We start from the raw sequence: 24,055 nt of genomic DNA, 5'->3' as shown, positions 1-24,055 counted from the left end.
TATTACAAGCAGGCACACTAGAATGAGCAACAACGCATTGATTCCGCAGAGTAAACTTCCCAATCTTGGCACCACCATCTTCACGCAGATGAGTGCGCTGGCGCAGCAACATAACGCCATTAATCTTTCGCAAGGGTTCCCGGATTTTGACGGCCCGGCTTTTCTGCAGGAACGTCTGGCGTACCATGTTGCACAGGGGGCGAATCAGTATGCGCCGATGACGGGCGTACAGGCGCTGCGGGACGCCATTGCGGACAAGACGGCCGAGTTATATGGCTATAAGCCCGATGCGGCCAGCGACATTACGGTAACCGCCGGGGCGACCGAAGCGCTGTATGCGGCTATTACTGCGCTGGTGCGTACGGGCGATGAGGTTATCTGCTTTGACCCGAGCTACGACAGCTATGCGCCTGCGGTTGAACTTTCCGGCGGCGTGGTGAAACGTGTTGCGCTCCAGCCACCGCATTTCCGCCCAGACTGGCAGGCATTTGAGGGGCTGCTGAGCGAAAAAACTCGCCTGGTGATTCTGAATACACCGCATAACCCGTCTGCGACGGTGTGGCAGAAAGCTGATTTCGCGGCGCTGTGGCAGGCCATTGGTGACCGTGAAATTTACGTGCTGAGCGATGAAGTCTACGAGCACATCTGCTTTGCCGAAGAAGGGCACGCCAGCGTGCTGGCCCATCCGCAGCTTCGCGAGCGGGCGATCGCCGTCTCGTCATTCGGTAAAACTTACCATATGACAGGCTGGAAAGTGGGCTACTGCGTGGCACCGGCAGCCATCAGTGCTGAATTGCGTAAAGTGCACCAGTACCTGACGTTTGCGGTGAACACGCCGGCTCAACTGGCACTGGCGGATATGCTGCGAGCAGAACCAGAGCATTATCGCGATCTGCCCGATTTCTATCGTGAACGTCGGGATCTGTTTGTGAATGCGCTGAGTAAAAGCCGTCTGGAAATTTTACCGTCTGAAGGTACGTACTTCCTGCTGGCAGATTACAGTGCTATTTCGGATCTGGATGATGTGAGTTTCTGCAAGTGGTTGACAAAAGAGGTAGGTGTGGCTGCCATTCCTCTGTCGGTTTTCTGCGCCGATCCCTTCCCGCATAAACTTATCCGCCTTTGCTTCGCAAAGCAGGAATCGACGCTACTGGCGGCTGCAGAGCGCCTGAACACACTCTGATTATTTTACCGTCCAGGCTTCTGAGTAACGACGGTCTGCAAACAGTTCCAGCAGACCGTTGATTTGCTTGAGACGCAGGACCTCGTCGCTGTCCATACCGAGCTCTTTGCTAATTTTCTCATCATTCCAGCCAAGCTGTGCCAGTTCACGGACGATGTCTGACATGGCATTGATCTGGTGTCGACCACGCGCCCGGTTGTGACGAATGGTTGCGGCCATACGGTTATTTTTATCCTGTCGGTCCTGGCGCAGGCAGGTGACGGGTAGGTATCCCTTGAGCTGATGCTTTAGTGCCGCCCGATGGGTGCCGATTTCATGGCGATGAAAACCATCCACGATTTCGTAGTGCTGCGGTTCACTTTCTGTTACCACGATAGGTTGGGTGAATCCATCAAGTTCCAGCGATTGACTGAGCAGCCGCTTTTCAGGAGGTGCAACATTATTGGGGTTGTAATCGTTGGCGGTAATCGCGTCCTGCCTAATCCAGAGGACACAGTCTATAGGTTGCTCGCGAAAAGGGCTGTTTCGATGTATTGCTTCACGAAATGCATTTATGGCATTAATTCGCTCCTCTTCGGGAAGTGACTGAAGATACGTTTCCATCTCGGTAATTATTCTTTGTCGCATAAAATGCCCCACTCCTTGCGTTTAGCCTTCATTCTGTCGCTGTAGCGTTGATAATATTTGGGCTTATTAGGGCTGAATGACAACGCCCTGCACCAGTAATCGTTATTGAGTAAAACCTTGCAGATACGGCGCCATGAAGGGATGTCTCTGGAGCCGATATCACCGTCCTGCGTATCGGGAATATCGGCCATACCCCTCTTCTGATACCAGTGCAGGTAAATGGCGATTTTATTGCGGTAATGTTCTGCTGTATTTTGCGGCATGCTGTCGAGGAGCAGCATGGCATATTCGCGCCAGCAAAGGTGTTCGGGTTTGAGGATTTTCCTGTGACCATAAAAATGGTTATCGTGACCGGCATAGATCCCTCCGCTGCGCACGCCGCTTACCCGTTCACACATGGCCGCCCAGCGTTCAGGCTCAACAACATGGTAGAGCCACAACCCCTGGCGTTGCTCCGGGCCAAAGGGTTCACAGATGCGCATATAGCGAAGCGGCACCCCAGCCTGGAACATCAGGTCATAGAGCGGGTTATAACAACATCCCGATTCGGCGAACCAGGTCCAGATATCGGCGGTTTTCCAGTCGTAGAGAGGGTAGATATACCAGGCGTGTCCACCCGGTGCGACGCTCGTCCAGGGTTTATCATCTGCAAACCGCTGCTTACGTGCCGAAGCGATAGCCAGAAAACGGTTGTAAGACTCATCGGCGCGAATACCAATCAGCACGGCGGCCGGGCGATTGCATGAGTACCAGTCGGAGAAACAGCGGACAAAGGTCTCAAACGTCATTCCTGGCTGGTAGAAAGGAAAATAGTTGGGATCGGTTATCGCATCTTCTGGTGGCTGGCGAACCCAACGGGTACCGGGTTCCCAGCATTGCCATTCCGGCTGGAATTGTGACAGCGAATTTTGCGTTGTCAGGGGAAGCGCCACCCACCAGAAATGGTCAATAACATCGCTGTACAGTTCGCGCATATGTTCAACATGGGTGATGGTATGGGAAAATTGTGCTTCCCAGTCGATAAAGAGCACATCTATTTTGGTTTTCATCAGACGTGCCTGCCGGGCAACAAGATGAAGCATGACGGTGGAGTCTTTACCCCCCGAAAAAGAGACGCAGGTCCTGGGTAAATGCTCGAGAGTCCATTTTATTCGCTCCCGTGCGGCAGTGAGAACATCCTGATTCAGAGGGGACTTATAAATTGACATGGTTATTCTCATCCTGAGTAATAATTACCAGACGTTAGTATCAAGACTGGAGAAAGGATTGTATCAGTCAAAAAAATAAATGAATGTAAAAAATAATGCGTTTATTTATATAACGACGGTGTATGTTTTTGAAAGCTTGTGGCTCCGAATTTTGTGCCGGGGCCACGAAAAAACTCATGGTAAGGTTATTTCCTCAATGAAACTTGCGAATGCTGAGCTGTTTAACGCAGAGCGATTATACATCATGTAAATATCAACGCCTGGGAATTGGATGTCAGTTTCGATTTTACGTAATTTCAGTGCGGAACCATATTGTTCGAAGGCCGGTGTGGGCGCTAACCCTATGAGGTCGGATGAACTGATCATCGACAGAAGCGATATAAAAGAGTCGCTGCGGTAGACAACATTTCTTTCGGTTAAAATGTTTTCGGCCTTTTCCTGGTAGTCTTTGACGCTGCTCTCATCGCTCAGGTAGGCGGTGAAATTTTCATTCAGAATCTCTTCACGCGTGGGATTTCCGCTCAAGCGGGGATGATCCTCCCGACAAACGAGCACAAAAGGCAGCTTATGGAAAAGGCTGGAGGCAATAGAGCGACTGCTGGAGGAGGCAAAAGAAAATATCAGGTCGGCTCTTCGGTAAGCGAGGAGATCTTCTGCGGAATCAGGCGCAAGAAAAACATCATGTAATTCAACAGAATAGTTGTACTTGTTCATGAGCAGTTTCATTGGCTCAAGCATGGTTTTGGTGCTCATAAACTGCGGGCAGTAAACGACAAAGTTCTTCTTCAACCCGCTGCTGTGCATGATATTGATGGTCTGCTCAAGCTGGTTCAGGTTCTGTTCCAGATGATGATGCAAATTGACGCCGACGGTCGTGGGCGTGATCCCTTTACCGGAACGGATAAACAGAGGATCGTTGAGTTGTCCTCGCAGGCGTTGCAGTGACTGACTCACGGCAGAGGGGGTGATATACAGCGTCTCGGCGGCTTTACTGATACTAAGATGTTGGTAAATGCACTCGAAAATGACTAACAGATTAAGATCGAATTTTTTAAGGTCGTAGAGGTTTGCCATGTTTCGTCCTGAGAATGCTGTGTTTGCTACGGTTATCACATCACTGATAACTATAGTTTGAAGTTAACCATTTACAATCCTTGTGGCTAACACTCTTAATATTAATTTAAACGCATCTTAATATATCACGGTATCAGATTATTGAAATAGTGCTTCAAAGGTGATTAAGGTAATTTTATCTTGGAAGTTCAGGCGGTCGTTTTAAATAACAACTGTCATTTATAAATGACGATATTTTTATCACGAAAATAAATGTATGACGCGCCGGAATGATGTTAGGCGTAACCTATTGCAGCCATAGACAGGAATGTCGCTCTTATGGATTGCCCAATACCTGCACGGGTGGTGTAATCAAACCGCTGTTACTGCCTTGATATAAAGGGTTGTAGAGCGCAACGCAACGCCAGTTTCGGCTGGCACTGAATGTACCCGCGGGGAATTCAGGTATCAGGGCCGCCCGTTGAGGCGGCCTTTTTACTTTTGGCGTTTCCTTTAAAAGGTTCACCTTATTGTCTTGTTGGTGTTGTTAGGTATCGCTGATTGATTTGATAACGCAAACGCATTAGCCCCGATGAGCAAAGTTGGTTACCTTACTTCTCAACGAAAACACGGAGGAAGTACAGATGTCTTTGATTAATACCAAAATTAAACCTTTCAAAAACCAGGCGTTCAAAAACGGTGAATTCATTGAAGTCACTGAGAAAGATACCGAAGGTCGCTGGAGCGTGTTCTTCTTCTATCCGGCTGACTTTACTTTTGTTTGCCCGACCGAACTGGGTGACGTTGCAGACCATTACGACGAACTGCAGAAGCTGGGCGTAGACGTTTACTCTGTGTCCACCGACACTCACTTCACTCATAAAGCATGGCACAGCAGCTCTGAAACCATCGCGAAAATCAAATACGCGATGATCGGCGACCCGACTGGCGCCCTGACCCGTAACTTCGACAACATGCGTGAAGATGAAGGCCTGGCTGATCGTGCGACCTTTGTCGTTGACCCACAGGGCATTATTCAGGCTATCGAAGTTACCGCTGAAGGTATCGGCCGTGATGCTTCTGACCTGCTGCGTAAAGTGAAAGCTGCTCAGTACGTAGCGTCTCACCCAGGCGAAGTGTGCCCGGCAAAATGGAAAGAAGGCGAAGCGACTCTGGCTCCATCCCTGGACCTGGTCGGTAAAATCTAAGTCTTGTCCACCCAATGGGCGCATCCGCGCCCATTTCATTCCAGCACCATGATGCAAGTTGCGTTCAGGCCGCCTGTATAAGGCAGCTTGCATGATGACGTTTTAAGAGAGGGAAGAACAATGCTCGACACTAATATGAAAACCCAGCTCAAGGCCTATCTTGAGAAACTGACCAAACCTGTTGAGCTGATTGCCACGCTGGATGACAGCGCGAAATCGGCAGAGATCAAGGAACTGCTGACAGAGATCGCTGAACTGTCACCGAAAGTGACCTTCAAAGAAGATAATGCGCGTGCCGTCCGCAAGCCGTCTTTCCTGATTACCAACCCGGGTTCTGACCAGGGGCCGCGCTTTGCCGGTTCTCCGCTGGGGCATGAATTTACGTCGCTGGTGCTGGCACTGCTGTGGACTGGCGGTCATCCGTCAAAAGAAGCGCAGGCGCTGCTGGAACAGATCCGTGATATCGACGGTGATTTTGAGTTTGAAACCTATTATTCACTCTCCTGCCACAACTGCCCTGATGTGGTGCAGGCGCTGAACCTGATGTCGGTTCTGAACCCGCGCATCAAACACACGGCGATTGACGGTGGTACGTTCCAGAACGAAATCACCGATCGCAACGTGATGGGGGTTCCGGCTGTATACATGAACGGTAAAGAATTTGGCCAGGGCCGCATGACGCTCACCGAAATCGTTGCCAAAGTGGACACTGGCGCTGAAAAACGTGCGGCGGAAGAGCTGAACAAACGCGATGCTTACGACGTGCTGATCGTCGGTTCCGGTCCGGCGGGCGCGGCAGCGGCGGTTTACTCTGCCCGTAAAGGGATTCGTACCGGTCTGATGGGCGAGCGCTTTGGCGGCCAGGTACTGGATACTGTGGACATCGAAAACTACATCTCCGTACCGAAAACTGAAGGCCAGAAGCTGGCCGGTGCTCTGAAGGCGCACGTTAGCGATTATGAGGTTGACGTTATCGACAGCCAGAGCGCCAGCAAACTGGTGCCGTCTGCAATAGAAGGCGGTTTACACCAGATTGAAACGGCCTCCGGCGCGGTATTGAAGGCACGCAGCATCATCATTGCCACCGGTGCAAAATGGCGCAATATGAACGTCCCGGGAGAAGATCAGTATCGCACCAAAGGCGTGACCTATTGTCCTCACTGCGACGGCCCACTGTTCAAAGGTAAACGCGTGGCGGTGATCGGCGGCGGGAACTCGGGTGTGGAAGCGGCTATTGACCTGGCCGGTATTGTTGAACATGTGACTTTGCTTGAGTTCGCGCCAGAAATGAAAGCGGATCAGGTGCTGCAGGACAAAGTGCGCAGCCTGAAAAACGTCGACATCGTACTGAATGCGCAGACCACAGAAGTGAAGGGTGACGGCAGCAAAGTAACCGGACTGGAATACCGTGACCGCGTGAGTGGCGATGTGCATAACGTTCAGCTTTCCGGGATCTTCGTACAGATTGGTCTGCTGCCGAACACCACCTGGCTGGAAGGTGCAATTGAGCGCAACCGCATGGGTGAAATCATCATTGATGCGAAGTGTGAAACCAGCGTAAAAGGCGTGTTTGCGGCGGGTGACTGTACGACTGTGCCGTACAAACAGATCATCATCGCCACTGGAGAAGGGGCTAAGGCGTCGCTGAGCGCGTTTGACTATCTGATCCGCACCAAAACCGCATAACAAAAGAAAGTAAGACTACACCTGCAAAATCAAGAGGCCACCCAAAGGTGGCCTCTTTTTTTATCTCACCACCATCACCGGAATATGCGTGTGACGGATCACGCTGGAGGCGTTTGAACCCAGCAGATGTGTGGTGATAGAAGGGTTGCGCGAACCAATGACCACCACGTCTGCTTTCAGTTCGCTTGCCAGTTCGTTAACGGCATCGCGCACGCTGCCGAACCTGACATGGGTTTTGATGCGTGAAGGATCGATACTGAAATGGCTGGCCATGGTTTGCAGGCGATTTTCAGCTTCGTGCTGCAGATGTTCTTCGAAGCGACGCACATCAGCAGCAAAGCGGTGCAGGCTCAGGCTGGCGGAACCGGGCAATACGTGCAAAAGATGGATAACACCGTCCTTCTGCGCCAGAAACTCCGCATGGCGTACCGCTTTGTCGCTCAACTCCATCTCAAAAACATCAACCGGCATAATGATTCTCTGATACATACCCGTTTCTCCTTGTTTATAAACGCTAAAAACATTCAAGCATAAAATGATTCAGGTTTCTGATAGCTGTCTGGCACTTTTTCAAGCCATGGAATATTTTACGTTTGAGAAGCAGGAGAAAAACGCGTTACCAGTAGCGCTCAAGATAGAGCACTGCCGTGACGATGATCGCCACAAAAATCAGAAAAATAAGTGTGATAGCCAGTATCTCACTCATGACCGTCCCCACGGCACCAAAACAGATTAAGCGTGGATTAAGGCCTTTTCGCGCGATATAAGCATTTCGGGTGAATTTGCGGAAAGAGGATGCGGCTGCATCCTCTGTGCAAAGCGTGGGCGCTTGTTCAGAAGGGGTTAACGCAGGTAATCGCCTGCGGCTTCTGGCTGGTAGATCAGTGCCAGCACTTCCAGGTGGGTAGAGGTACCTCCCGGTAACTCCCAGTGGATGGTATCCCCTGTGCGCAGCCCCAACAGTGCGGCCCCCACCGGTGCCAGAACGGAAAGCTGTGTGCTGCTGTCTGTCATCTGCGCCGGGTAAACCAGCGTGCGGGTCAACTCTTCACCGGTAGTCAGATTGCGGAATTTTACCTGGCTGTTCATGGTGACGACGTCATGCGGCATCGACTCTGGCGTGCACATTTGCGCCCGGTCGAGCTCCTCGTTCAGGGCGTCAGCCACCGGAAGTGAGGCGAATTCTGCTTTTTCCAGCAGTCTGTCGATACGTTCTGCGTCGAGTTCATTGATGATAATTGTAGGTCTGGACATTTTTTACTCCATGTCGTTAATACTGCGTGTAACGCAGAAACCAATCCAAAAGAAAACCCTCGCCGTCTGGCAGCGAGGGTTTAACTCTCCCGATAATACTGGCTGAGCGTGCAAGTTTGAAGTGATGAAAGTCACATTCATGGTCCATATGAATTTTCGCTGAAATTTATTCAGTCTTCATTCCTGGCAGAATACGTTACGCTGAGAGTTCTGAATCCGGGCGTTGCCCTCCAGGGAGAGAAAACTATGTACTTCTACCAACCGTCTCAGGGACACGGCCTGCCGCATGACCCGCTGAACGCCATTATTGGCCCACGTCCGATTGGCTGGATCTCATCCTGCGACCATGCAGGTCAACTGAACCTCGCACCGTATAGCTTCTTTAACTGCTTTAACTATCGCCCGCCGATCATCGGTTTTTCCAGCAATGGCTGGAAGGACAGCGTGCGTAATATTACCGAAACAAAAGAGTTCGTCTGGAACCTGGCGACGCGCGATTTAGCCGAAGCAATGAATGAAACCTCCGCCACACTTCCTCACGGGGAAGATGAATTTACCTTTGCCGGGTTGACGCCTGCGACCGGCCAGTTGGTGCGCGCGCCACGTGTGGCAGAAAGCCCGGTGAACTTTGAGTGTCGCCTGTCGCAGTGCATTCAGTTGACCGGGGCCGATGGTACGCCGGTAGACACCTGGCTGGTATTGGGAGAGGTGGTCGGTATTCACATTGCCGAAACGCTGCTGGAAGAGGGGATATACCAGACGGCGAAAGCGCAGCCCATCCTGCGTGCGGGTGGGCCGACGGCTTACTATTCCATCAGTGACAGCCACCGCTTTGACCTGGTGCGTCCTGATGCGCGCAGGGGATAAGATGCCAGATAGCCCGCTTCCCGCCGATCAGCAGTTTTTCGCCGACCTGCTTAGCGGGCTGGTGCTGAACCCACAGCAACTGGGGCGGGTCTGGTTTGCGAACTCGCCCGCTTCAGTTCCCGCTGGGTGTTTCCGCTCTGAATGGCCGCGGCTTGATGTGGTGCTGCGCGGTGTTTATGGCAACCCATTGCTCCCCGAACAAAAGGCGATCCGTCAGGGAGAGATGCTCTTTATTCCTGCTCAGGCGGCAACGATGCCGGTGTTTGAAAAGCCGGTGATGCTGTTGAGCATTGTTTTTGCATCTTCCTGGCTTGGACTGGCATTTCAGGCTCACCGGAGTGGGCAGCCGCAGCGGAAAGTCGAACTTCCTCACCTGGAAAGAGGTGAGTGCGCGGCGATGCTGATGGCGCTCACGCATCTGAGCGCATCACCTCAGGATCAGGAAATCATTCAGCCGCTGGTGCTTAGTCTGCTTCACTGGTGTCGTAAGGTCGTCTCTCTTCGCCAGGAAAAAGGTCTCTCCCGTGGCGATTTCCTTTATCAAAGCATCTGCAACTGGTTGCAGGAAAATTATGCGGAAGCGATTTCGCGTGAGAGCGTCGCCGCATTGTTTAATATTTCCCCCAATCATCTTTCACGCCTGTTCTCACAGCAGGGCACCATGAGTTTTGTGGATTATGTTCGCTGGGTAAGGATGGGAAAAGCCCGAACGATCCTGCAAAAATACCATCTGCCGGTCAGTGAAGTGGCGAAGCGCTGCGGTTATCCCGACAGCGACTATTTTTCCCGGCTGTTCCGACGTCAGTTTGGGCTGACGCCGGGGGAGTACCGCGCGCGTTTTCAGTAGCGATCAAACGCTGATTTCGGCGTTCAGCAATGCCAGGAGGCTATGCGGAGAATCCGCCGCGAACAGCGCCTCACGAAACGCCTTATTGACCAGCTTACGTGCCAGCTGAGAGAAGACTTTGACGTGGTTAATCCCTTCCTGGGTGCCGAGCGTTAGCATGATAACCAGCTCGACCTCACCCATATCCGACTCCCAGTCAATCGGCTTTTCCAGGCGAGCGATGCTAATACTAGAGTGGCGGATCCACTGCGATTTGGTGTGCGGAATGGCCACGCCAAACCCGACAGCAGTCGTAACAATCTCTTCGCGCTGCCAGAGATCTTCTTCCAGCTCCAGCGGGTTCTCCGTGCGCCCCTGAATAGCCAGATTACCGCACAGGAACTGGAGCACCTGCTCTTTTGAGGTGAGCGGTTCGTTGAATACGATGGTTTCCAGGGCCAGTAGCGGGCGTGGCGGTTCTTCTGGGGTGAAATCACCCAGCAGCGTCTCTATTTCCTCCGAGCTACGGCATTCACAGGCTTGCTCTGCGAGTTCCCGGCAGGCATCGCTTTCAAGCACGCGAAGTTGGGCTTTCACCGCCGGAATACGAGGCCCGCTCATGCTGAACTCATCAATGCCCAGACCCAGAAGCAGAGGAAGATAACGACGTTCGCCACCGAGTTCGCCGCATATCCCGACCCATTTTCCGTGGCGATGCGCGGCGCTAACAATCTGGCGCACCATGCGTAAAAACGATGGGGTGATCGGGTTATAGAGCGGGGATACGCGCGGGTTGTTGCGATCAACCGCGTAAAGATACTGGGTCATATCGTTTGAACCAATGCTGAAAAAATCGACCTCATCGCAGAAGTGGTCGATGATAAAACAGACGGAAGGCACTTCGACCATAATCCCCAACGGCAGATGTGAGGTATGCCGCAACCCTTGCGATGTCAGCTCTTCACGGACGTTTTGCAACACCTGTTTGACCCATAAAATTTGATCAAGGCTATGCACCATCGGGATCATTAACAGCGCATTGCCGCTGGCACCCGCGCGTAAAATTGCGCGAAGCTGAGTGCGAAAAAGATGAGCAAATTCCGGGTATATGCGCACTGCACGATAGCCGAGGAATGGATTATCTTCCTGCGGGATATTGAGGTACGGGATCTGCTTATCGCCGCCAATATCCATCGTGCGGAAGATAACCGGTTTACCAACCGCTGAGAGCAACACCTGCTGGTAGGCTTCAAATTGTTCCTGCTCGTCCGGGGCCGTATCGCGATCCATGTAGAGCATTTCAGTCCGAAACAGGCCAACCCCCTGCGCTCCACAGGCGAATGCGCCGGGCGCTTCCAGTGCGCTGCCGATATTCGCGGCGATATCTACCGGAACGTTATCCCGGGTAAGGGCTGGCAGCCCGGCGTCTTTTATTTGCTGCTGGTGGCGAATATCAGCGAGGCGTTGCGCCACGCTATAGTAGTGAGTCACGGCCTCGTTGGGCTCCATGACCAGTACGCTACAGACGCCATCCAGAATCACCGGTTTTCCTGTAAAGGGTTCCAGCGAGGCCACCGTCATGCCGCTCAGCACAGGAATCGAGGCGGCGCGGGCGAGAATTAAGGTGTGCGAGGTCCGGCCCGTTTTCTCCAGTACCATCCCTTTCAAATACCGGGTATCGAGACTTAAAAACTGGCTTGGGGTTAAATCTTCCGCCACCAGGATGGTCGGCTCGCTCATGACAAAGGTCGATGCAGGCTGAAGCTCAGGCCAGGTGATGCTCAGCAGCTGTTCAGTAATGTCGCGGATATCACTGACGCGCTCGCGAAGGTAGTCGCTTGCCGAGAGCGAAAGCTTATTGCAGATCTGCTCCATGTTGCGAATGATCGCTTCAGCAAGGCTCAGACGGTCTTCATTCATCAGACGGCGGATGTTGCCGCCGAACTCGTCATCCTGAATCAGAGACAGATGGGCGCTGATTATCGTTTTACTTTCGCCGCCCAGCCCGCGCAGGCGCTGGTTGAGTTGTTCTGCAAGCGTCGCAAGGCTGTGTTCCAGGCGAGTAATATCTTCCGGGGACGCCGGATTCTGCCGATAACGTTGCAGGTTATCGCTCTGCCAGCCCCGCAATGTACCGGCGCCAATGCCGCTGGCCAGCGTGACGGCATGGTGAAGTTGCGGATTAAGCCGCGCGAGCGAGCGGGGCAGGGGATGCGCAACGTGCGGCGCATCGCCAGAGGGGATACTGTCGCTGTCGATAAAGGCCGAATTCACGTACAGCTCAAGCGCGCGTCTGGCCTGCTCTTCGTCGCTGCCGCTGATTTCCAGCACGCAGCTGTCGTTAAACAACGTGCCTGTACTGATAAGTGCCAGCGAACTTTTGCCATCGGCGTGGGTGTTGAGCCGCTTATTGATAAAGCGAATATCGCTGCGCCACGCGTTGCACTGCTCTTTTAACGCCCAGGCCGGGCGGGCGTGCAGGCCATTGGGGAGCGGGCAGAAAAACTCAATCGAAAGCATACTTCCTCCTGACTGCGTGAGATCAGCATCTGAAATCCGTCAGATGAGCCACGGTCTCACGGTTCATGCTTGCCGTCAGCGCGACAAGCAGTTGATGGGTGTGGTCAATGTCTGTTTCATCGGCAATGGATGCCGCGCAATGTCCGTGTCGGGTCGGGGGGCCCAGCACCACGGTCGGCACGCCTGTGCCTGAGAGGTGAACCGCACCGCCGTCGGTACCGCCGTTGCTGAACATATCTTTTTGCAGCGGGATCCCTAATGGACGCGCCACCTTTTCAATGAGCGCCGTTAGCTTTGGCGGTGCAATAAGCGTCTTGTCATACAGCACCAGCATGGGCCCAGCGCCAATCTGGCGGTGGTTTGCGTTGCCAAAATCGAAGTTTTTTGACCAGCAGGCGGTATCGAGCACCAGCGCGATATCAGGATGAACAACCTGGCTGGCGGTCTGCCCGCCGCGCAAGCCCACTTCTTCACTGGAACTTGCCACCAGCCAGAGCTCGCAGTCGAGCGGAGCCTGGTGCAGTTCGCGCAAAAGGGTGATTAACAGGTAACAGCCCAGACGATCATCGAAGGCTTTGCCCATCACCCGGTTGTGAGGAAGGCGGTGAAAAGGTGTATCAAAGGTGACTGAGTCGCCTGCATCAATGCCACTGGCAAATACCTCTTCCGCTGAGGTTGCGCCAATATCGACGCGCAGGTTTTCGACCGTATTGCCTTTCACATCCCCATCCAGCAGACCATGTATTTTGACGCCAGCTCGCGTGGTGATACGTACCGGCTGAAGTGTGCGTGCCATCATGCGTACATTGCCAATGGGCAGGACATCGATAGCCCCTTCCCGGGATATGCTGCGTACCATAAAACCGACTTCATCCATATGGGCGCAAATCATCACCTTCGGCCCGTTATTCTGATTAACGCGAATAAGGACAGAGCCGAGGCCGTCAAACTGCACCTCTTTATGGTACTGATGCGCTTGTGCGATCAGAATGTTGCGCACCTCCTGCTCTGAGGCGGCTATGGCATCGGCTTCGCTCAACGCGCGCAATAATTCTCTGTCCATCAGTGTTCCCCCGTCAGCATCAGTGTTTTGTCCATGGTGTAGAGCACCTCTGCGCCCGTTTCGGTCACCAGTACCACATCTTCAATCCGCACTCCGCCCAGACCGTCGAGATAGATGCCGGGTTCGACGGTCAGCAACATGCCGGGCCGCAGGCGTGTGGTATCGGTCGGGGAGAAGCGTGGATTTTCATGGACATCGATACCGATGGCGTGCCCGGTATTGTGACCGAACTGTGGGCCGTAACCGGCACGCTCGATGACGGAGCGCGCCGCGCTATCAACCCGATGGCAGGGAACGCCCGGGCGAATCGCCTGGATTGCGGCGAGCTGAGCATCCAGAACTGTCTGGTAGATGGCATAAAGCGGGTGATCCTCTGGACTCTGGTTAAGCCCGGCGATAAGGAACGTCCTCGTCATATCCGAACAATATCCCTGGTGTTGGGCGCCAAAATCGAGGGTGACAAGTTCTCCGGCCATTATTACTTTGTCAGACGCTTTCCCGTGCGGCAGTGCCCCGCGCGGACCGCTGGCAACGATGGTGTCAAAAGAGGATTTATCCGCCCCCTGTTGTTTCATAAACCACTCCAGCTCCGCGGCAACGTCGCGCTCGCGCATTCCAGGCTGAATAAAACGCCGGATATGGTGCGCGGCACTGTCAGCAATCCGGCAGGCCGCGCGGATATGCGCGATTTCTTCCGCGCTTTTTATTTGCCGCAGATCGTCGAGGGAGATACTGCAAAGCGTCGCATGAAGCGCATCTCGCCACTGGCTGCCCGTGTGCCAGCTGACGTGATCGCCTTCGAACCCGATGACGGCGAGGTTTTCATCGGCAATAAGGCGATTTATCGCGACGCTGAACGGGTTAGCGGCATCGAGCAGATGCATCTGGTAACCCGACGTACGCGAGGCGATATCGTTGTAGTAGCGGAAATCCGTGAGGATATGCGCGCCCGTTAGCGTCACCAGCACGTAACCTGACCTGGTTGAAATGCCCAGGTGAGGCTGTTTGTTCTGACGCGAAGAAATCAGCACGCCATCCAGTTTTTCTGCTGCCAGCCAGTCGCGAAGCCTTGTCAGTAAATCCATCTTGTTAACTCCGTTACAGCGTATCGATGGCGAGTTTTCCGCGCTTATGCATGTTATTGCGGATAGCCACCACCAGCAGGGCAGTAATGACGGCACCCACCAGGATGCTGAGGATATAGGCACTCAGATTCGTCACCAGCGGCCACGCCCAGATGGCGGATTCCGGGAACCACTGAACGGCACCGAGTGCGGTCGCGGTCATCGCCCCGGCGATAGCCCCTGTCATGTAAGCGGGCAGCGTAGCGAGCGGGTTTTCCAGCAGGAACGGAATGGCCCCTTCGCTGATCCCCATAAACGCGAGGAACATGGCGGTTTTACCCTGCGGATAAAGCTGCGGACTGAACAGACGTTTGCCGGTCAGGCGGTGGTCGATAAGCGTCGCCAGGCCCAGGCCAATTGGTGGGATGACAATGGCCACGGCGCGTGACGTAATCGGCAGCACATGGTCTGTCGTCAGTCCCAGGCCGACAAACCCGGCTGCTTTGTTGATCGGGCCACCGAGGTCAATCGCCGTTGCGGCCGCCATTCCAATGGCATACATCATCGAACCGGCCTGACCTGCGGCGAGCAGCAGGGCATGCATTCCGGCATTTAACCAGCCGCCAATCGGAGTGATGACGTAGTACATCGCCAGCATCACAAACAGGGCAGAGAGGATCGGTATCAGAAAGGTACTTTTGAAGGCCAGCAGGTACTGCGGTACGCTGATTTTGGTGTTCAGCCATTTCACCAGATAGCCTGCGGCGATGGCGATAATCAGCGCGCCAATAAAGGTGGACGGTACGGGTTTAGTCGCAAGCCAGGTCAGTTTTTCCGGATCAAAGTTAAGTACCAGCGTTGGCTGTGTGGCGACCAGCCCGCCAATAAACCCAGCCGGGAAAGCCAGTTTACCGCCAATGGAGTTTGCAACAAACGCCGAGAACATCGGAATGGCGAAGCTGAACAGCAGGCCGCCGAAGGATTCGGTCAAATAACCGAATTTCAGCACGGAGAGGTTAAACCCGGTGAATTTACCCGAGTTCAGGGCGTCCATAATGCCGGTATCCGGCGGAATTTCCAGCCAGACATAGGCGATAAGTTGTGAAATAGCGAGAATTACCCCGCCCATGATGAGCGTCGGCACCATGCGGGAAATACCCGACATAATATGCTGAGGAAGTTCTTTCCAGAAGGTATTGCCCGCGGCAACAGGCGCGGGTTTGATGACGAGCGTGTCGCCCTCGTGATTTTCCGGGCGAAGCGCACTGCGTTTTTTAATTGCCATGACGAAACCCCTGCGTGTGAAGGTTATTGTTGTTCTGCCGCTAGCATCTCTTCGATCTCTTTCAGGGTACCCGACGCATTTTTAATGGCGTCCTGAAGCGTGATTTCATAGACGTCGCGCGTTTCAAAGCGCTCGTTATCTTCCGGGGTGATGGCAATGGCGTGGATGATGATGTCGGCTTCGGCGATATCCTGTGCCGTTAAACGATTCTGGATGCCGTCGGCTCCCTGGGTTTCGATTTTGACCTCGTAACCCGCTTCCACGGCGGCTTCTTCCAGGGCCTGAGCGGCCATAAAGGTATGTGCCAGACCCATTGGGCATGCGCACAAGGCGATCAATTTTTTAGTCATGTCTGTTTCCTCCTGTAGATGACACCGGGATTATGGCGGGGAGGATTCGAGGGTGTTTACCAGACATATCACGCAATTACTGGATAAATAATGCGTGCGATCGGAAGTGTGACGTTTGTCTTCATATCACACAAATGAATGGATGCCGGGCAAGGTAGCCCGGCAGAGTCGGTCAGTAACCCGCCTTATCAATGACGAATTGTGTTCCGCAGTTACCAGGATGTGGCTGCGGTGCAAATGATGTCGCAGAAAGTGGATTATTAATGGTGTCAGCCTTCAGCGAAACCTGCATTTCGGTCAGATAAGCCGGATTACCATTGCAGGTCAGCTTGAACGCTTTGATATTCTCCTTGCTCCAGCTTTTGGCAACGGCATTGTCAAAATCGCTGCGAGTAACGGTTTTACCGTAGTTATCCGCCAGGAATTTACCGACCTCGCTGTTTTTTATTTCCTGATTCATTCGCACCATCGTGCCGAAATAGGCATCGGGATCAAAACCAAAGCAGACGCCATGTTTGGCATATTCGTAACGTTCCAGACAGGAGTTACCACCTGCGCCGGGCATCACGCTATTCAGCTTCGCGGCACCGGAAAGCGACAGTCCGGTTTCGGCGGCAGCGCATTTTCGGCTGGCTTTCGCTTCTGGCATATTTGGAATGGGGCGCGTGGCGCAGCCGAAGCGCATCCAGCGACGTTCATCCACGCCACGTGCGGCAATAGATTTCGGCAAACCAGGCCATAACCCGTGGACAGTCAGAAAATCAGCTTTATTTTCACGCTCTTTTTGCAGTCGGCATTCGTCAGGCTCATTGCGGTTACGTTCGACCATACTCTGACAAAACCCGGTTTGCCAGGACAGCGCCAGCACATAGCGATCGAAATCGCCATACTGCGTTGCCTTGAGCGGATCGGCCTGTGTGGAGAAGACACAAAGTGCCAGCGCCATTGCGCCAGACGGGATTACGATATCCTTCCTGAACATGTGATTTCCTGATCGAATAAACATGATTAATTTCTGGAAATTATTAAAGCACAAAAAGCGCCCGCAGGCGCTTTCTGGATATCCGTAATTTAACTTAAGCGGCACCGGGAACCAGCACCTCCGTGGCAATAATCACGATAATCAGGCCAACAATAACCGGTACGGAGGTACGTTTTACCACTTCGAATGGCGAAATTTTTGCCATCCCGGCAACGGCGACGACGACGCCGGATACAGGGGAAATGGTACGACCCAGGTTCGACGCCTGCAGCATCGGAATGGAAAGATACGCTGGATTAATCCCGGAAGAGTGAGCCAGTTTCGGGATCATCTCAACGAAGGCATAGAAAGGCGCGTTACCGGAACCCGTTGTCATGGCCGCCAGCATGGTGAGCACCACCAGCACCAGCATCAGGATAATACTGGCGGAGCCGAATGAGGTCGCGATGGAGATCAGGCTCTGAATAAAACCGATAGTGCTCAACCCCTGGGCAAAGACACCCGCGGCAACCAACAGCATAACAACGCCAGCAAACGCATCTGCCATACCGCGATACGCCACTTCCAGGCCAGAGAAGACTTTTTGTGTATTAAAGCCGCGTACAAATTCCAGCACTGCGGCCAGCAGCATACAGATGACCAGAATGGTAATGATATGTAGCTGAGGGCCCCATTTACCGTCAAAAATCAGCACACCTATAATCGGCGTGAACGGCAGAATGGCGTAAAACGCTGGCGCTGTCGTGGTGATTTCACTTACATCCATCATTTCATGGCTGATGTTTTCTTTCTTATCGAGATAGCGTTGCCAGAAGAAATGCGCAATCCCCATTCCCACAATAGCAACAATTGATATTGGCAATGTGGTTTTAAAGGCAAAGTCGATAAGCGACATTTCCGCTGCCTTTGCCGCCAGCACGACGTCGCCAGAAGTAGGGGAGAGAATAATGGCTGCCGGAGACGCGCAAATTGCCGCCGCCGCACCACGGCTAATACCGACATTCACCATCACCGGGAACAGCGTGGCCATTAGCAGGACGCCAAGTCCGGTTGCCGACGAAACGGCCAGTGACATCAGGCAGGCGAGGAAATAGGCTGCGACCATCAGCAGATACGGAGAGTTAATATATTGCAGGGGTTTAGAGGCAAGCTTAACGACCATGTCGTTGGCGCCGATATGGGTCATGTAGGCCGCAAACCCGCACAGCATCATGATCATCATACCCAGGTCGCCGCCGCGGCTCATGAGTAATATTTTAATGTATTCAACAATATCGGTAGCAGTGTAACCCGTGCTGCTTGCGCTGGCCGGTAACACCTGATGACCCATTATGGCGCTGATAATCAGCAGTGTTAAACCACCGACAAATAATACGCCTGTTGCCGAGTATCCCTTAATGATGTAGCGAGCTACACCGACAATGACGACGACCCCAATAAGGAGTTCGATTAACGTAAGCATGATTTCCCCTGTATCTCTGCTGCCCTTGAGCACAAATAATCAAAAAAAGAAGGATGAAAATGTGCCGAATTAATGGCCTGTTCTTGCTGATTAAAATCAATAAATAGATGACTAAAGAGCAGTCAGACAGTGTTTTTGCCACGGCTTATACATTTATATCATGAGGGGCTTGACCAGTAGTAACACCGCAATTTGTCTTTACAATGATAATGAAATGTTAATTTTTTGTAAGTTGCTGAGTGTTTGTATTACCAGGGAATAAATTCGCTAATGACACACTCTTAGTGTGATTATTCGCGCTTGCTGGTGGACTATTTTAAGAATATTCCCTCAGGAGTGCGAATAATTAGGAATAATACTGATGCTGTTAAGCGTTGATTAAACTAATTTATGGTAAACTTTGCCTCGAATACTAAGAATGGTAATTGCATTGTGATCGTACGTAATACATTTTTCTCTATTTTGTTGTTTATTTTTGGGCAGTTAACGTTCTCCTCCGTTGCACAGGCAGAGGACAACGCAAAGGATAAAGGCTGGTTCTCTACCTTCACGGATAATGTTTCTCAGACCTGGACCGCGCCTGAACATTATGATCTCTATGTTCCGGCAATAACGTGGCATGCACGTTTTGCTTATGACAAAGAGAAGACAGATAAATACAACGAGCGCCCGTGGGGGGCTGGTTTTGGTCAGTCGCGCTGGGATGAAAAGGGCAACTGGCATGGCATCTATCTGATGGCCTTTAAAGATTCGTTTAATAAATGGGAACCGATTGGGGGTTATGGCTGGGAGAAAACCTGGCGTCCGTTAGCGGACGAGAACTTCCACGTTGGTTTAGGTTATACCGCCGGCGTCACTGCACGTGACAACTGGAATTACATCCCGATCCCGGTGCTGCTTCCGCTTGCCTCTATTGGCTATGGCCCCGCAACGTTCCAGATGACCTACATCCCGGGGACTTACAACAACGGAAACGTTTACTTCGCCTGGATGCGTTTTCAGTTTTAACTGACAAAACGTTACATGATGGTGAAAAAACGCGCAGACGTTGATTCATAAGCGATAAAAATCTGTCAGTGAAAATTAACGCGACTTTAGTCACTTTTTATCAAAGATCCGCTGGACAAAAGGTCTCACAATTGATGTACTGGTAACCGACACAGCATTTGTGTCGTTTTTTAATGTAAAGGTAATTTTGATGTCTAAGATTAAAGGTAACGTTAAGTGGTTTAATGAGTCCAAAGGATTCGGTTTCATTACTCCTGAAGATGGCAGCAAAGACGTGTTCGTACACTTCTCTGCAATCCAGTCTAATGGTTTCAAAACTCTGGCTGAAGGTCAGCGTGTAGAGTTCGAAATCACTAACGGTGCCAAAGGCCCTTCTGCTGCTAACGTAATCGCTCTGTAATTCAGACGCGTCAGCAAGAATTTCAAAACCCGCTCACAGAGCGGGTTTTTTTCGTTTTGAATCAGCCAAGCAGATACATTTTCAGGAAGCTGGCAACGATCAGCACGCTTAACAACACCATTCCTGCGCTCATCAGACTCTGTTTCATTCTGTCACCCTCGTTCAGCACTGGAGCCAGAGTGACAGAGAAAAATTAAGGCAACATTAACGGTTCGACAGTTAATGCGTACTTGCGGAGGAAAATAGCCAGAATGCGATCCCCGTCATCGCAAAGGAGCCGAGCATGTTAATCGCGATATTCGTCAGCGCCCAGCCGATACGGCCTTCCTGAAAGAGAAACACCACTTCTGCAGAGAACGTCGAGAAGGTGGTTAACCCGCCGCAGAAACCCGTCGTAATCAGGACTTTCCACATCGGGTCGATGTGTGTCATTCGGTTAAACCAGGCCAGCCCCATACCAATAATGAAAGCACCAATCAGGTTTGCGGCAAGTGTTCCCATGGGTATAGCCTGATGAAGGGGGTTAAACCGCATACTCAGAAACCATCGCGCAACGCTACCCGTTCCCCCACCAATAAAAACGGCTAAAAGTAGTTGTAACACGCTAAATACCTGCTATTTGATGTGTAAGAGTAGCGAGTTTAACGCTGTTTATGATGAGGGGACAAATATGTATGTTGCAGTTGGACAGTTTGCGGTCACGCCAGACTGGCACAAAAATGCGCTCACGTGCGTCAACCTGATGAAGCAGGCCTGGCAGAAAGGCGCGTCGTTGCTGGTGCTCCCTGAGGCGCTGCTGGCCAGGGATGATAATGACCCGGATTTATCCGTGAAGTCCGCGCAGTTGCTGGACGGTGAATTTTTACAGCAATTGCTCGCCCAGAGCGCGGGTAATACGATGACGACGATATTAACGATCCATGTTCCCTCAACGCCGGGTCGAACAGTCAATACGCTTGTGGCTATCCGTGGCGGGGCCATTGTCGCACGTTACGCCAAACTTCATCTCTATGATGCGTTCAGCATTCAGGAGTCACGGCTTGTTGATCCTGGTGACTGTGTTCCGCCGCTACTGGATATTGACGGGTTTAAGGTTGGGTTGATGACGTGCTACGATTTACGTTTTCCGGAGCTGGCGCTCAATTTGGCGCTACAAGGGGCGGACATTCTGGTATTGCCTGCGGCTTGGGTGAAAGGGCCGTTAAAAGAGCATCATTGGGGAACATTGCTTGCGGCGCGCGCACTTGATACCACTTGTTATGTCGTTGCCGCAGGGGAGTGCGGTAATAAAAACATCGGGCAAAGCAGGGTGGTCGATCCGCTGGGGGTGACGATTGCTGCTGCAGCGGAAACCCCTGTGTTGCTGGTCGCGGAGATTAATTTAGAACGGATTGCGCTTGCACGTCAGCAATTACCTGTTCTTCATAACCGTCGGTTTGCGCCACCGCAATTATTGTGATGTTTTTTTCAACAATGCTTGATTCACCTTGTTACAGATTGCTATTGTGTGCACGCGTCAAATGACCGTTAATACAATCAGGTTTTGGCGCTGAATGCGGCCTGTTTTAAGTAAAGAAGGTATCTATGGGTGAGATTAGTATTACCAAACTGCTGGTGGTTGCCGCACTGGTCGTCCTGCTGTTTGGTACCAAGAAGTTACGCACGCTGGGTGGTGACCTGGGGGCTGCCATCAAAGGCTTTAAAAAAGCAATGAACGACGATGATGCGGCAGCCAAGAAAAGCGCTGAGGATGACGTCCCGGCAGACAAGCTTTCTCACAAAGAGTGATAGCAATGCCTGAGGGCTTGCGAAAAAAAACCGGCTCATGAGGCCGGTTTTTTCGTATTACTGTAAATGAATATTACAGAATTATTTAACTTCTTCGCCTTTCGCCTGCATATCGGCATGGTATGAGGAGCGAACAAATGGGCCGCATGCTGCGTGGGTAAAGCCCATCGCCATCGCTTCGGCTTTCATCTCATCAAACTCGTCCGGGCTTACGTAGCGCTGTACCGGAAGGTGGTGGCGGCTTGGCTGCAGATATTGTCCCAACGTCAGCATAGTGACGCCGTGGCGACGCAGATCGCGCATTACCTCAATGATTTCATCATTGGTTTCACCCAGGCCAACCATCAGGCCAGACTTGGTTGGAATATGCGGATGCGCCTCTTTGAAGCGCTCCAGCAGCTTCAGGGACCAGTTATAATCTGCACCTGGACGTACCTGGCGGTAGATACGTGGTACGTTCTCCAGATTGTGGTTAAACACATCTGGCGGCGTCGCGGTCAGGATGTCCAGCGCACGGTCCATACGGCCGCGGAAGTCAGGAACCAGCGTCTCGATTTTGATGTTCGGGCTTTTCTCACGAATGGCAGTAATACAGTCAGCAAAGTGCTGAGCACCCCCATCACGCAGATCGTCACGGTCAACAGATGTGATGACGACATAACGCAGCGCCATGTCGGCGATGGTCTGTGCCAGTTTTTGAGGCTCGTTAGCGTCGGGCGCTACCGGACGGCCATGAGCAACATCGCAGAACGGGCAGCGGCGGGTACAGATGGCACCCAGAATCATAAACGTCGCGGTGCCGTGATTGAAACATTCAGCAAGGTTCGGACAAGAGGCTTCTTCACAGACGGAGTGAAGGCCATTCTTGCGCATCGCCGCTTTGATCCCCTGGATACGCGAAGAGTCGGCCGGAAGTTTGATTTTCATCCATTCCGGTTTTCTTAACAGCGCCTCGCGCTCTGTAGCCACGTTTTTAACCGGGATAAGGGCCATTTTATCGGCATCGCGGTATTTAACACCGCGTTCCATCACAATGGGTTTACTCATAGCGTGCGTGTTCCAGTTGCGAATATCGAAGGAAAGCGTTTCAATTCAAGGGAATGTTGTATTTATCAACTATTTTTGAACGAACGACAGGCAGTATATCATTGAAACGGTCGTTAAAGCAGCCTGCCAGGTCGCCAATTTGTAAAATAGTTGTTGTTTTGTGCCTTTTGCCCTGCCTCTAGCAGGGGCTTGTGCTGGCTAAATCTGTCAGAAGGCCTGACGGATAATGCGGATGACGTTTTCCAGTACCGGATCGCGCAAACTCAGTTTGTTGTAATGCAGTGAAATCTCGATAGATTCCGCATTAAGTTGACTGAGGGGAATGCTGTCCAGCGGCCAGCATTTTCGCAGCAGGCTGTACAGGCGTGAAGGCATGATACAGAGCATGTCACTGCTGCCAATCAGGGATGCGGTGGTAAACATATTGTAACTGCTGAAACTGATCTGACGTTCCGGGAAGATTTCATCAATCCGCTGGCGCAGGGCATGATTAGACTGCCCATCGGTCATGAATGATGAATGATCATAGTTGCGCAAGTTTTCGATGGCCAATGGCTCGCTAAGAGCAGGATGATGTTGGCGGCAAACCAGAACCAGGTTATCTGCATAAAGCACATTTTGCCCGAGTGCTCTGGCGCTAAAGCTGCCGCTATCAATAATCAGGTCTGTCTGAAACTGAGCAAGCTGAATATCAGGTTCATTGAGAGGAACATTGCGAAGCAGGAGCTGCGGCACTTGCTCTTTCACGGCCTGGAAGATCGCAGGCATCACCAGTACACCCACAGAGGGGGAGCAGCCGATGGTGATGGTTCTCTGCTTATCGTAGCTCCCGGTTAAATCCAGTGCGCCCAGGATCGACTCCAGCCCCTGGCTGATGTACTCGTGGAGATGTGTGGCGTAAGCCGTTGGCGTCACCCCCTGACCCTTACGGATAAATAACGGGTCGGGAAATATAGCACGTAGTTTTTGGATTGACTGACTTATTGCTGATGGCGTGAGATTAAGAATTTTCGCAGCATTAACGATACCCTTATGGACATATACTGCCTCAAAAATAGTCAGTAAATTGAGATCAATATTACGTAAAGTCCGAAAAATTTGCGGCTTGTCTTCGCCACCAGGTTCATTCAGGCGTTTAGCTGGTAAATTAGTAGACTCCACGCTTTTACTCCGT

The 24,055-nt window shown here is 52.1% G+C and carries 25 protein-coding genes; 9 read left to right on the top strand and 16 right to left on the bottom strand.

Going from position 1 to position 24,055, the window contains the following annotated elements; all coding sequences use genetic code 11:
• Positions 1 to 22 precede the first annotated feature (22 nt).
• Entirely contained in the window at positions 23 to 1,183 is a 1,161-nt protein-coding gene (locus AC0XWG_RS01020) for a pyridoxal phosphate-dependent aminotransferase (protein WP_475680283.1), read from the top strand.
• On the opposite strand, the gene AC0XWG_RS01015 is transcribed toward AC0XWG_RS01020, so the two are convergent.
• The 3 genes from AC0XWG_RS01015 to citR all read right to left on the bottom strand — a co-directional run bounded on the left by AC0XWG_RS01015 (position 1,184) and on the right by citR (position 4,092).
• On the bottom strand, positions 1,184 to 1,810 hold the full coding sequence (locus AC0XWG_RS01015) for an IbrB-like domain-containing protein (RefSeq protein ID WP_028019492.1): 627 nt from the start codon (positions 1,808 to 1,810) through the stop codon (positions 1,184 to 1,186).
• Positions 1,795 to 3,018, bottom strand: coding sequence for a phosphoadenosine phosphosulfate reductase (locus AC0XWG_RS01010; protein WP_134707301.1), 1,224 nt, complete (start codon positions 3,016 to 3,018; stop codon positions 1,795 to 1,797). Before AC0XWG_RS01010 ends, AC0XWG_RS01015 begins: the two co-directional genes overlap by 16 nt.
• 174 nt (positions 3,019 to 3,192) lie before the next feature.
• Positions 3,193 to 4,092: a DNA-binding transcriptional repressor CitR gene (gene citR / locus AC0XWG_RS01005; RefSeq protein ID WP_134707302.1), complete on the bottom strand. Its 900-nt coding sequence runs from the start codon at positions 4,090 to 4,092 to the stop codon at positions 3,193 to 3,195.
• 623 nt (positions 4,093 to 4,715) lie between these two features.
• Here citR and ahpC point away from each other — a divergent pair.
• Positions 4,716 to 5,279, top strand: coding sequence for an alkyl hydroperoxide reductase subunit C (gene ahpC / locus AC0XWG_RS01000; RefSeq protein ID WP_008501015.1), 564 nt, complete (start codon positions 4,716 to 4,718; stop codon positions 5,277 to 5,279).
• A gap of 120 nt (positions 5,280 to 5,399) precedes the next feature.
• On the top strand, positions 5,400 to 6,965 hold the full coding sequence (gene ahpF / locus AC0XWG_RS00995) for an alkyl hydroperoxide reductase subunit F (RefSeq protein ID WP_108090605.1): 1,566 nt from the start codon (positions 5,400 to 5,402) through the stop codon (positions 6,963 to 6,965).
• Between the two features lie 60 nt (positions 6,966 to 7,025).
• On the opposite strand, the gene uspG is transcribed toward ahpF, so the two are convergent.
• From uspG to rnk, 3 genes are all read right to left on the bottom strand, one after another.
• Positions 7,026 to 7,454: a universal stress protein UspG gene (gene uspG / locus AC0XWG_RS00990; protein WP_028019488.1), complete on the bottom strand. Its 429-nt coding sequence runs from the start codon at positions 7,452 to 7,454 to the stop codon at positions 7,026 to 7,028.
• Positions 7,455 to 7,581: 127 nt separating this feature from the next.
• A complete protein-coding gene (gene yldA / locus AC0XWG_RS00985; protein WP_272910382.1) occupies positions 7,582 to 7,671 on the bottom strand; it encodes a small membrane protein YldA in 90 nt (29 codons plus the stop codon).
• 137 nt (positions 7,672 to 7,808) lie between these two features.
• Positions 7,809 to 8,219 carry a nucleoside diphosphate kinase regulator gene (rnk, locus tag AC0XWG_RS00980; RefSeq protein ID WP_028019487.1) on the bottom strand — a complete coding sequence of 137 codons (411 nt, stop codon included), beginning with the start codon at positions 8,217 to 8,219 and terminating at the stop codon, positions 7,809 to 7,811.
• A gap of 246 nt (positions 8,220 to 8,465) precedes the next feature.
• On the opposite strand from rnk, the gene AC0XWG_RS00975 reads away from it, so the two are divergent.
• Positions 8,466 to 9,086 carry a flavin reductase family protein gene (locus tag AC0XWG_RS00975; protein ID WP_049008058.1) on the top strand — a complete coding sequence of 207 codons (621 nt, stop codon included), beginning with the start codon at positions 8,466 to 8,468 and terminating at the stop codon, positions 9,084 to 9,086.
• Between the two features lies 1 nt (position 9,087).
• Positions 9,088 to 9,933, top strand: coding sequence for a helix-turn-helix transcriptional regulator (locus AC0XWG_RS00970; RefSeq protein WP_241659974.1), 846 nt, complete (start codon positions 9,088 to 9,090; stop codon positions 9,931 to 9,933).
• Between the two features lie 3 nt (positions 9,934 to 9,936).
• Here the strand turns inward: AC0XWG_RS00970 and ptsP are convergent, their stop codons facing one another.
• The 7 genes from ptsP to dcuC all read right to left on the bottom strand — a co-directional run bounded on the left by ptsP (position 9,937) and on the right by dcuC (position 18,638).
• Entirely contained in the window at positions 9,937 to 12,432 is a 2,496-nt protein-coding gene (gene ptsP / locus AC0XWG_RS00965; protein WP_128347798.1) for a phosphoenolpyruvate--protein phosphotransferase, read from the bottom strand.
• A 22-nt stretch (positions 12,433 to 12,454) separates the two neighbouring features.
• On the bottom strand, positions 12,455 to 13,495 hold the full coding sequence (ypdE, locus tag AC0XWG_RS00960; RefSeq protein WP_128347799.1) for an aminopeptidase: 1,041 nt from the start codon (positions 13,493 to 13,495) through the stop codon (positions 12,455 to 12,457).
• A complete protein-coding gene (ypdF, locus tag AC0XWG_RS00955) occupies positions 13,495 to 14,580 on the bottom strand; it encodes an aminopeptidase (protein ID WP_128347800.1) in 1,086 nt (361 codons plus the stop codon). Before ypdF ends, ypdE begins: the two co-directional genes overlap by 1 nt.
• 13 nt (positions 14,581 to 14,593) lie before the next feature.
• Entirely contained in the window at positions 14,594 to 15,844 is a 1,251-nt protein-coding gene (locus AC0XWG_RS00950) for a PTS fructose transporter subunit IIC (protein WP_475680282.1), read from the bottom strand.
• 23 nt (positions 15,845 to 15,867) lie between these two features.
• Positions 15,868 to 16,194: a PTS fructose transporter subunit IIB gene (locus tag AC0XWG_RS00945; RefSeq protein ID WP_049008068.1), complete on the bottom strand. Its 327-nt coding sequence runs from the start codon at positions 16,192 to 16,194 to the stop codon at positions 15,868 to 15,870.
• A 172-nt stretch (positions 16,195 to 16,366) separates the two neighbouring features.
• On the bottom strand, positions 16,367 to 17,176 hold the full coding sequence (rna, locus tag AC0XWG_RS00940; protein WP_032667027.1) for a ribonuclease I: 810 nt from the start codon (positions 17,174 to 17,176) through the stop codon (positions 16,367 to 16,369).
• A 94-nt stretch (positions 17,177 to 17,270) separates the two neighbouring features.
• A complete protein-coding gene (dcuC, locus tag AC0XWG_RS00935; protein WP_049008070.1) occupies positions 17,271 to 18,638 on the bottom strand; it encodes an anaerobic C4-dicarboxylate transporter DcuC in 1,368 nt (455 codons plus the stop codon).
• Positions 18,639 to 19,028: 390 nt separating this feature from the next.
• Here dcuC and pagP point away from each other — a divergent pair, with 390 nt between their 5' ends.
• Together pagP and cspE are read left to right on the top strand one after the other, a co-directional pair.
• The gene (pagP, locus tag AC0XWG_RS00930) at positions 19,029 to 19,646 is read left to right on the top strand and encodes a lipid IV(A) palmitoyltransferase PagP (RefSeq protein ID WP_164881335.1); all 618 of its coding nucleotides are present in this window, start codon (positions 19,029 to 19,031) and stop codon (positions 19,644 to 19,646) included.
• Between the two features lie 190 nt (positions 19,647 to 19,836).
• Positions 19,837 to 20,046 (top strand): transcription antiterminator/RNA stability regulator CspE, encoded by a 210-nt coding sequence (cspE, locus tag AC0XWG_RS00925; protein ID WP_002439184.1) that lies wholly within the window; start codon positions 19,837 to 19,839, stop codon positions 20,044 to 20,046.
• A gap of 219 nt (positions 20,047 to 20,265) precedes the next feature.
• Here cspE and crcB read toward each other — a convergent pair whose 3' ends face one another.
• Positions 20,266 to 20,649 carry a fluoride efflux transporter CrcB gene (gene crcB / locus AC0XWG_RS00920; protein ID WP_028019482.1) on the bottom strand — a complete coding sequence of 128 codons (384 nt, stop codon included), beginning with the start codon at positions 20,647 to 20,649 and terminating at the stop codon, positions 20,266 to 20,268.
• A 67-nt stretch (positions 20,650 to 20,716) separates the two neighbouring features.
• Here crcB and AC0XWG_RS00915 point away from each other — a divergent pair, with 67 nt between their 5' ends.
• Together AC0XWG_RS00915 and tatE are read left to right on the top strand one after the other, a co-directional pair.
• Entirely contained in the window at positions 20,717 to 21,505 is a 789-nt protein-coding gene (locus tag AC0XWG_RS00915; RefSeq protein ID WP_128347802.1) for a deaminated glutathione amidase, read from the top strand.
• 125 nt (positions 21,506 to 21,630) lie between these two features.
• Complete coding sequence (tatE, locus tag AC0XWG_RS00910; RefSeq protein ID WP_023310742.1) at positions 21,631 to 21,834, top strand: twin-arginine translocase subunit TatE; 204 nt, start codon at positions 21,631 to 21,633, stop codon at positions 21,832 to 21,834.
• A gap of 81 nt (positions 21,835 to 21,915) precedes the next feature.
• Here the strand turns inward: tatE and lipA are convergent, their stop codons facing one another.
• Positions 21,916 to 22,881 (bottom strand): lipoyl synthase, encoded by a 966-nt coding sequence (gene lipA, locus AC0XWG_RS00905; RefSeq protein WP_028019480.1) that lies wholly within the window; start codon positions 22,879 to 22,881, stop codon positions 21,916 to 21,918.
• A gap of 207 nt (positions 22,882 to 23,088) precedes the next feature.
• Positions 23,089 to 24,042: a YbeF family transcriptional regulator gene (locus AC0XWG_RS00900; protein WP_128347803.1), complete on the bottom strand. Its 954-nt coding sequence runs from the start codon at positions 24,040 to 24,042 to the stop codon at positions 23,089 to 23,091.
• Between the last annotated feature and the right edge of the window lie 13 nt (positions 24,043 to 24,055).

It is taken from the genome of Enterobacter sp. DVT3837, assembly GCF_056238685.1.
This window is presented reverse-complemented; position numbering and strand designations above follow the sequence as displayed.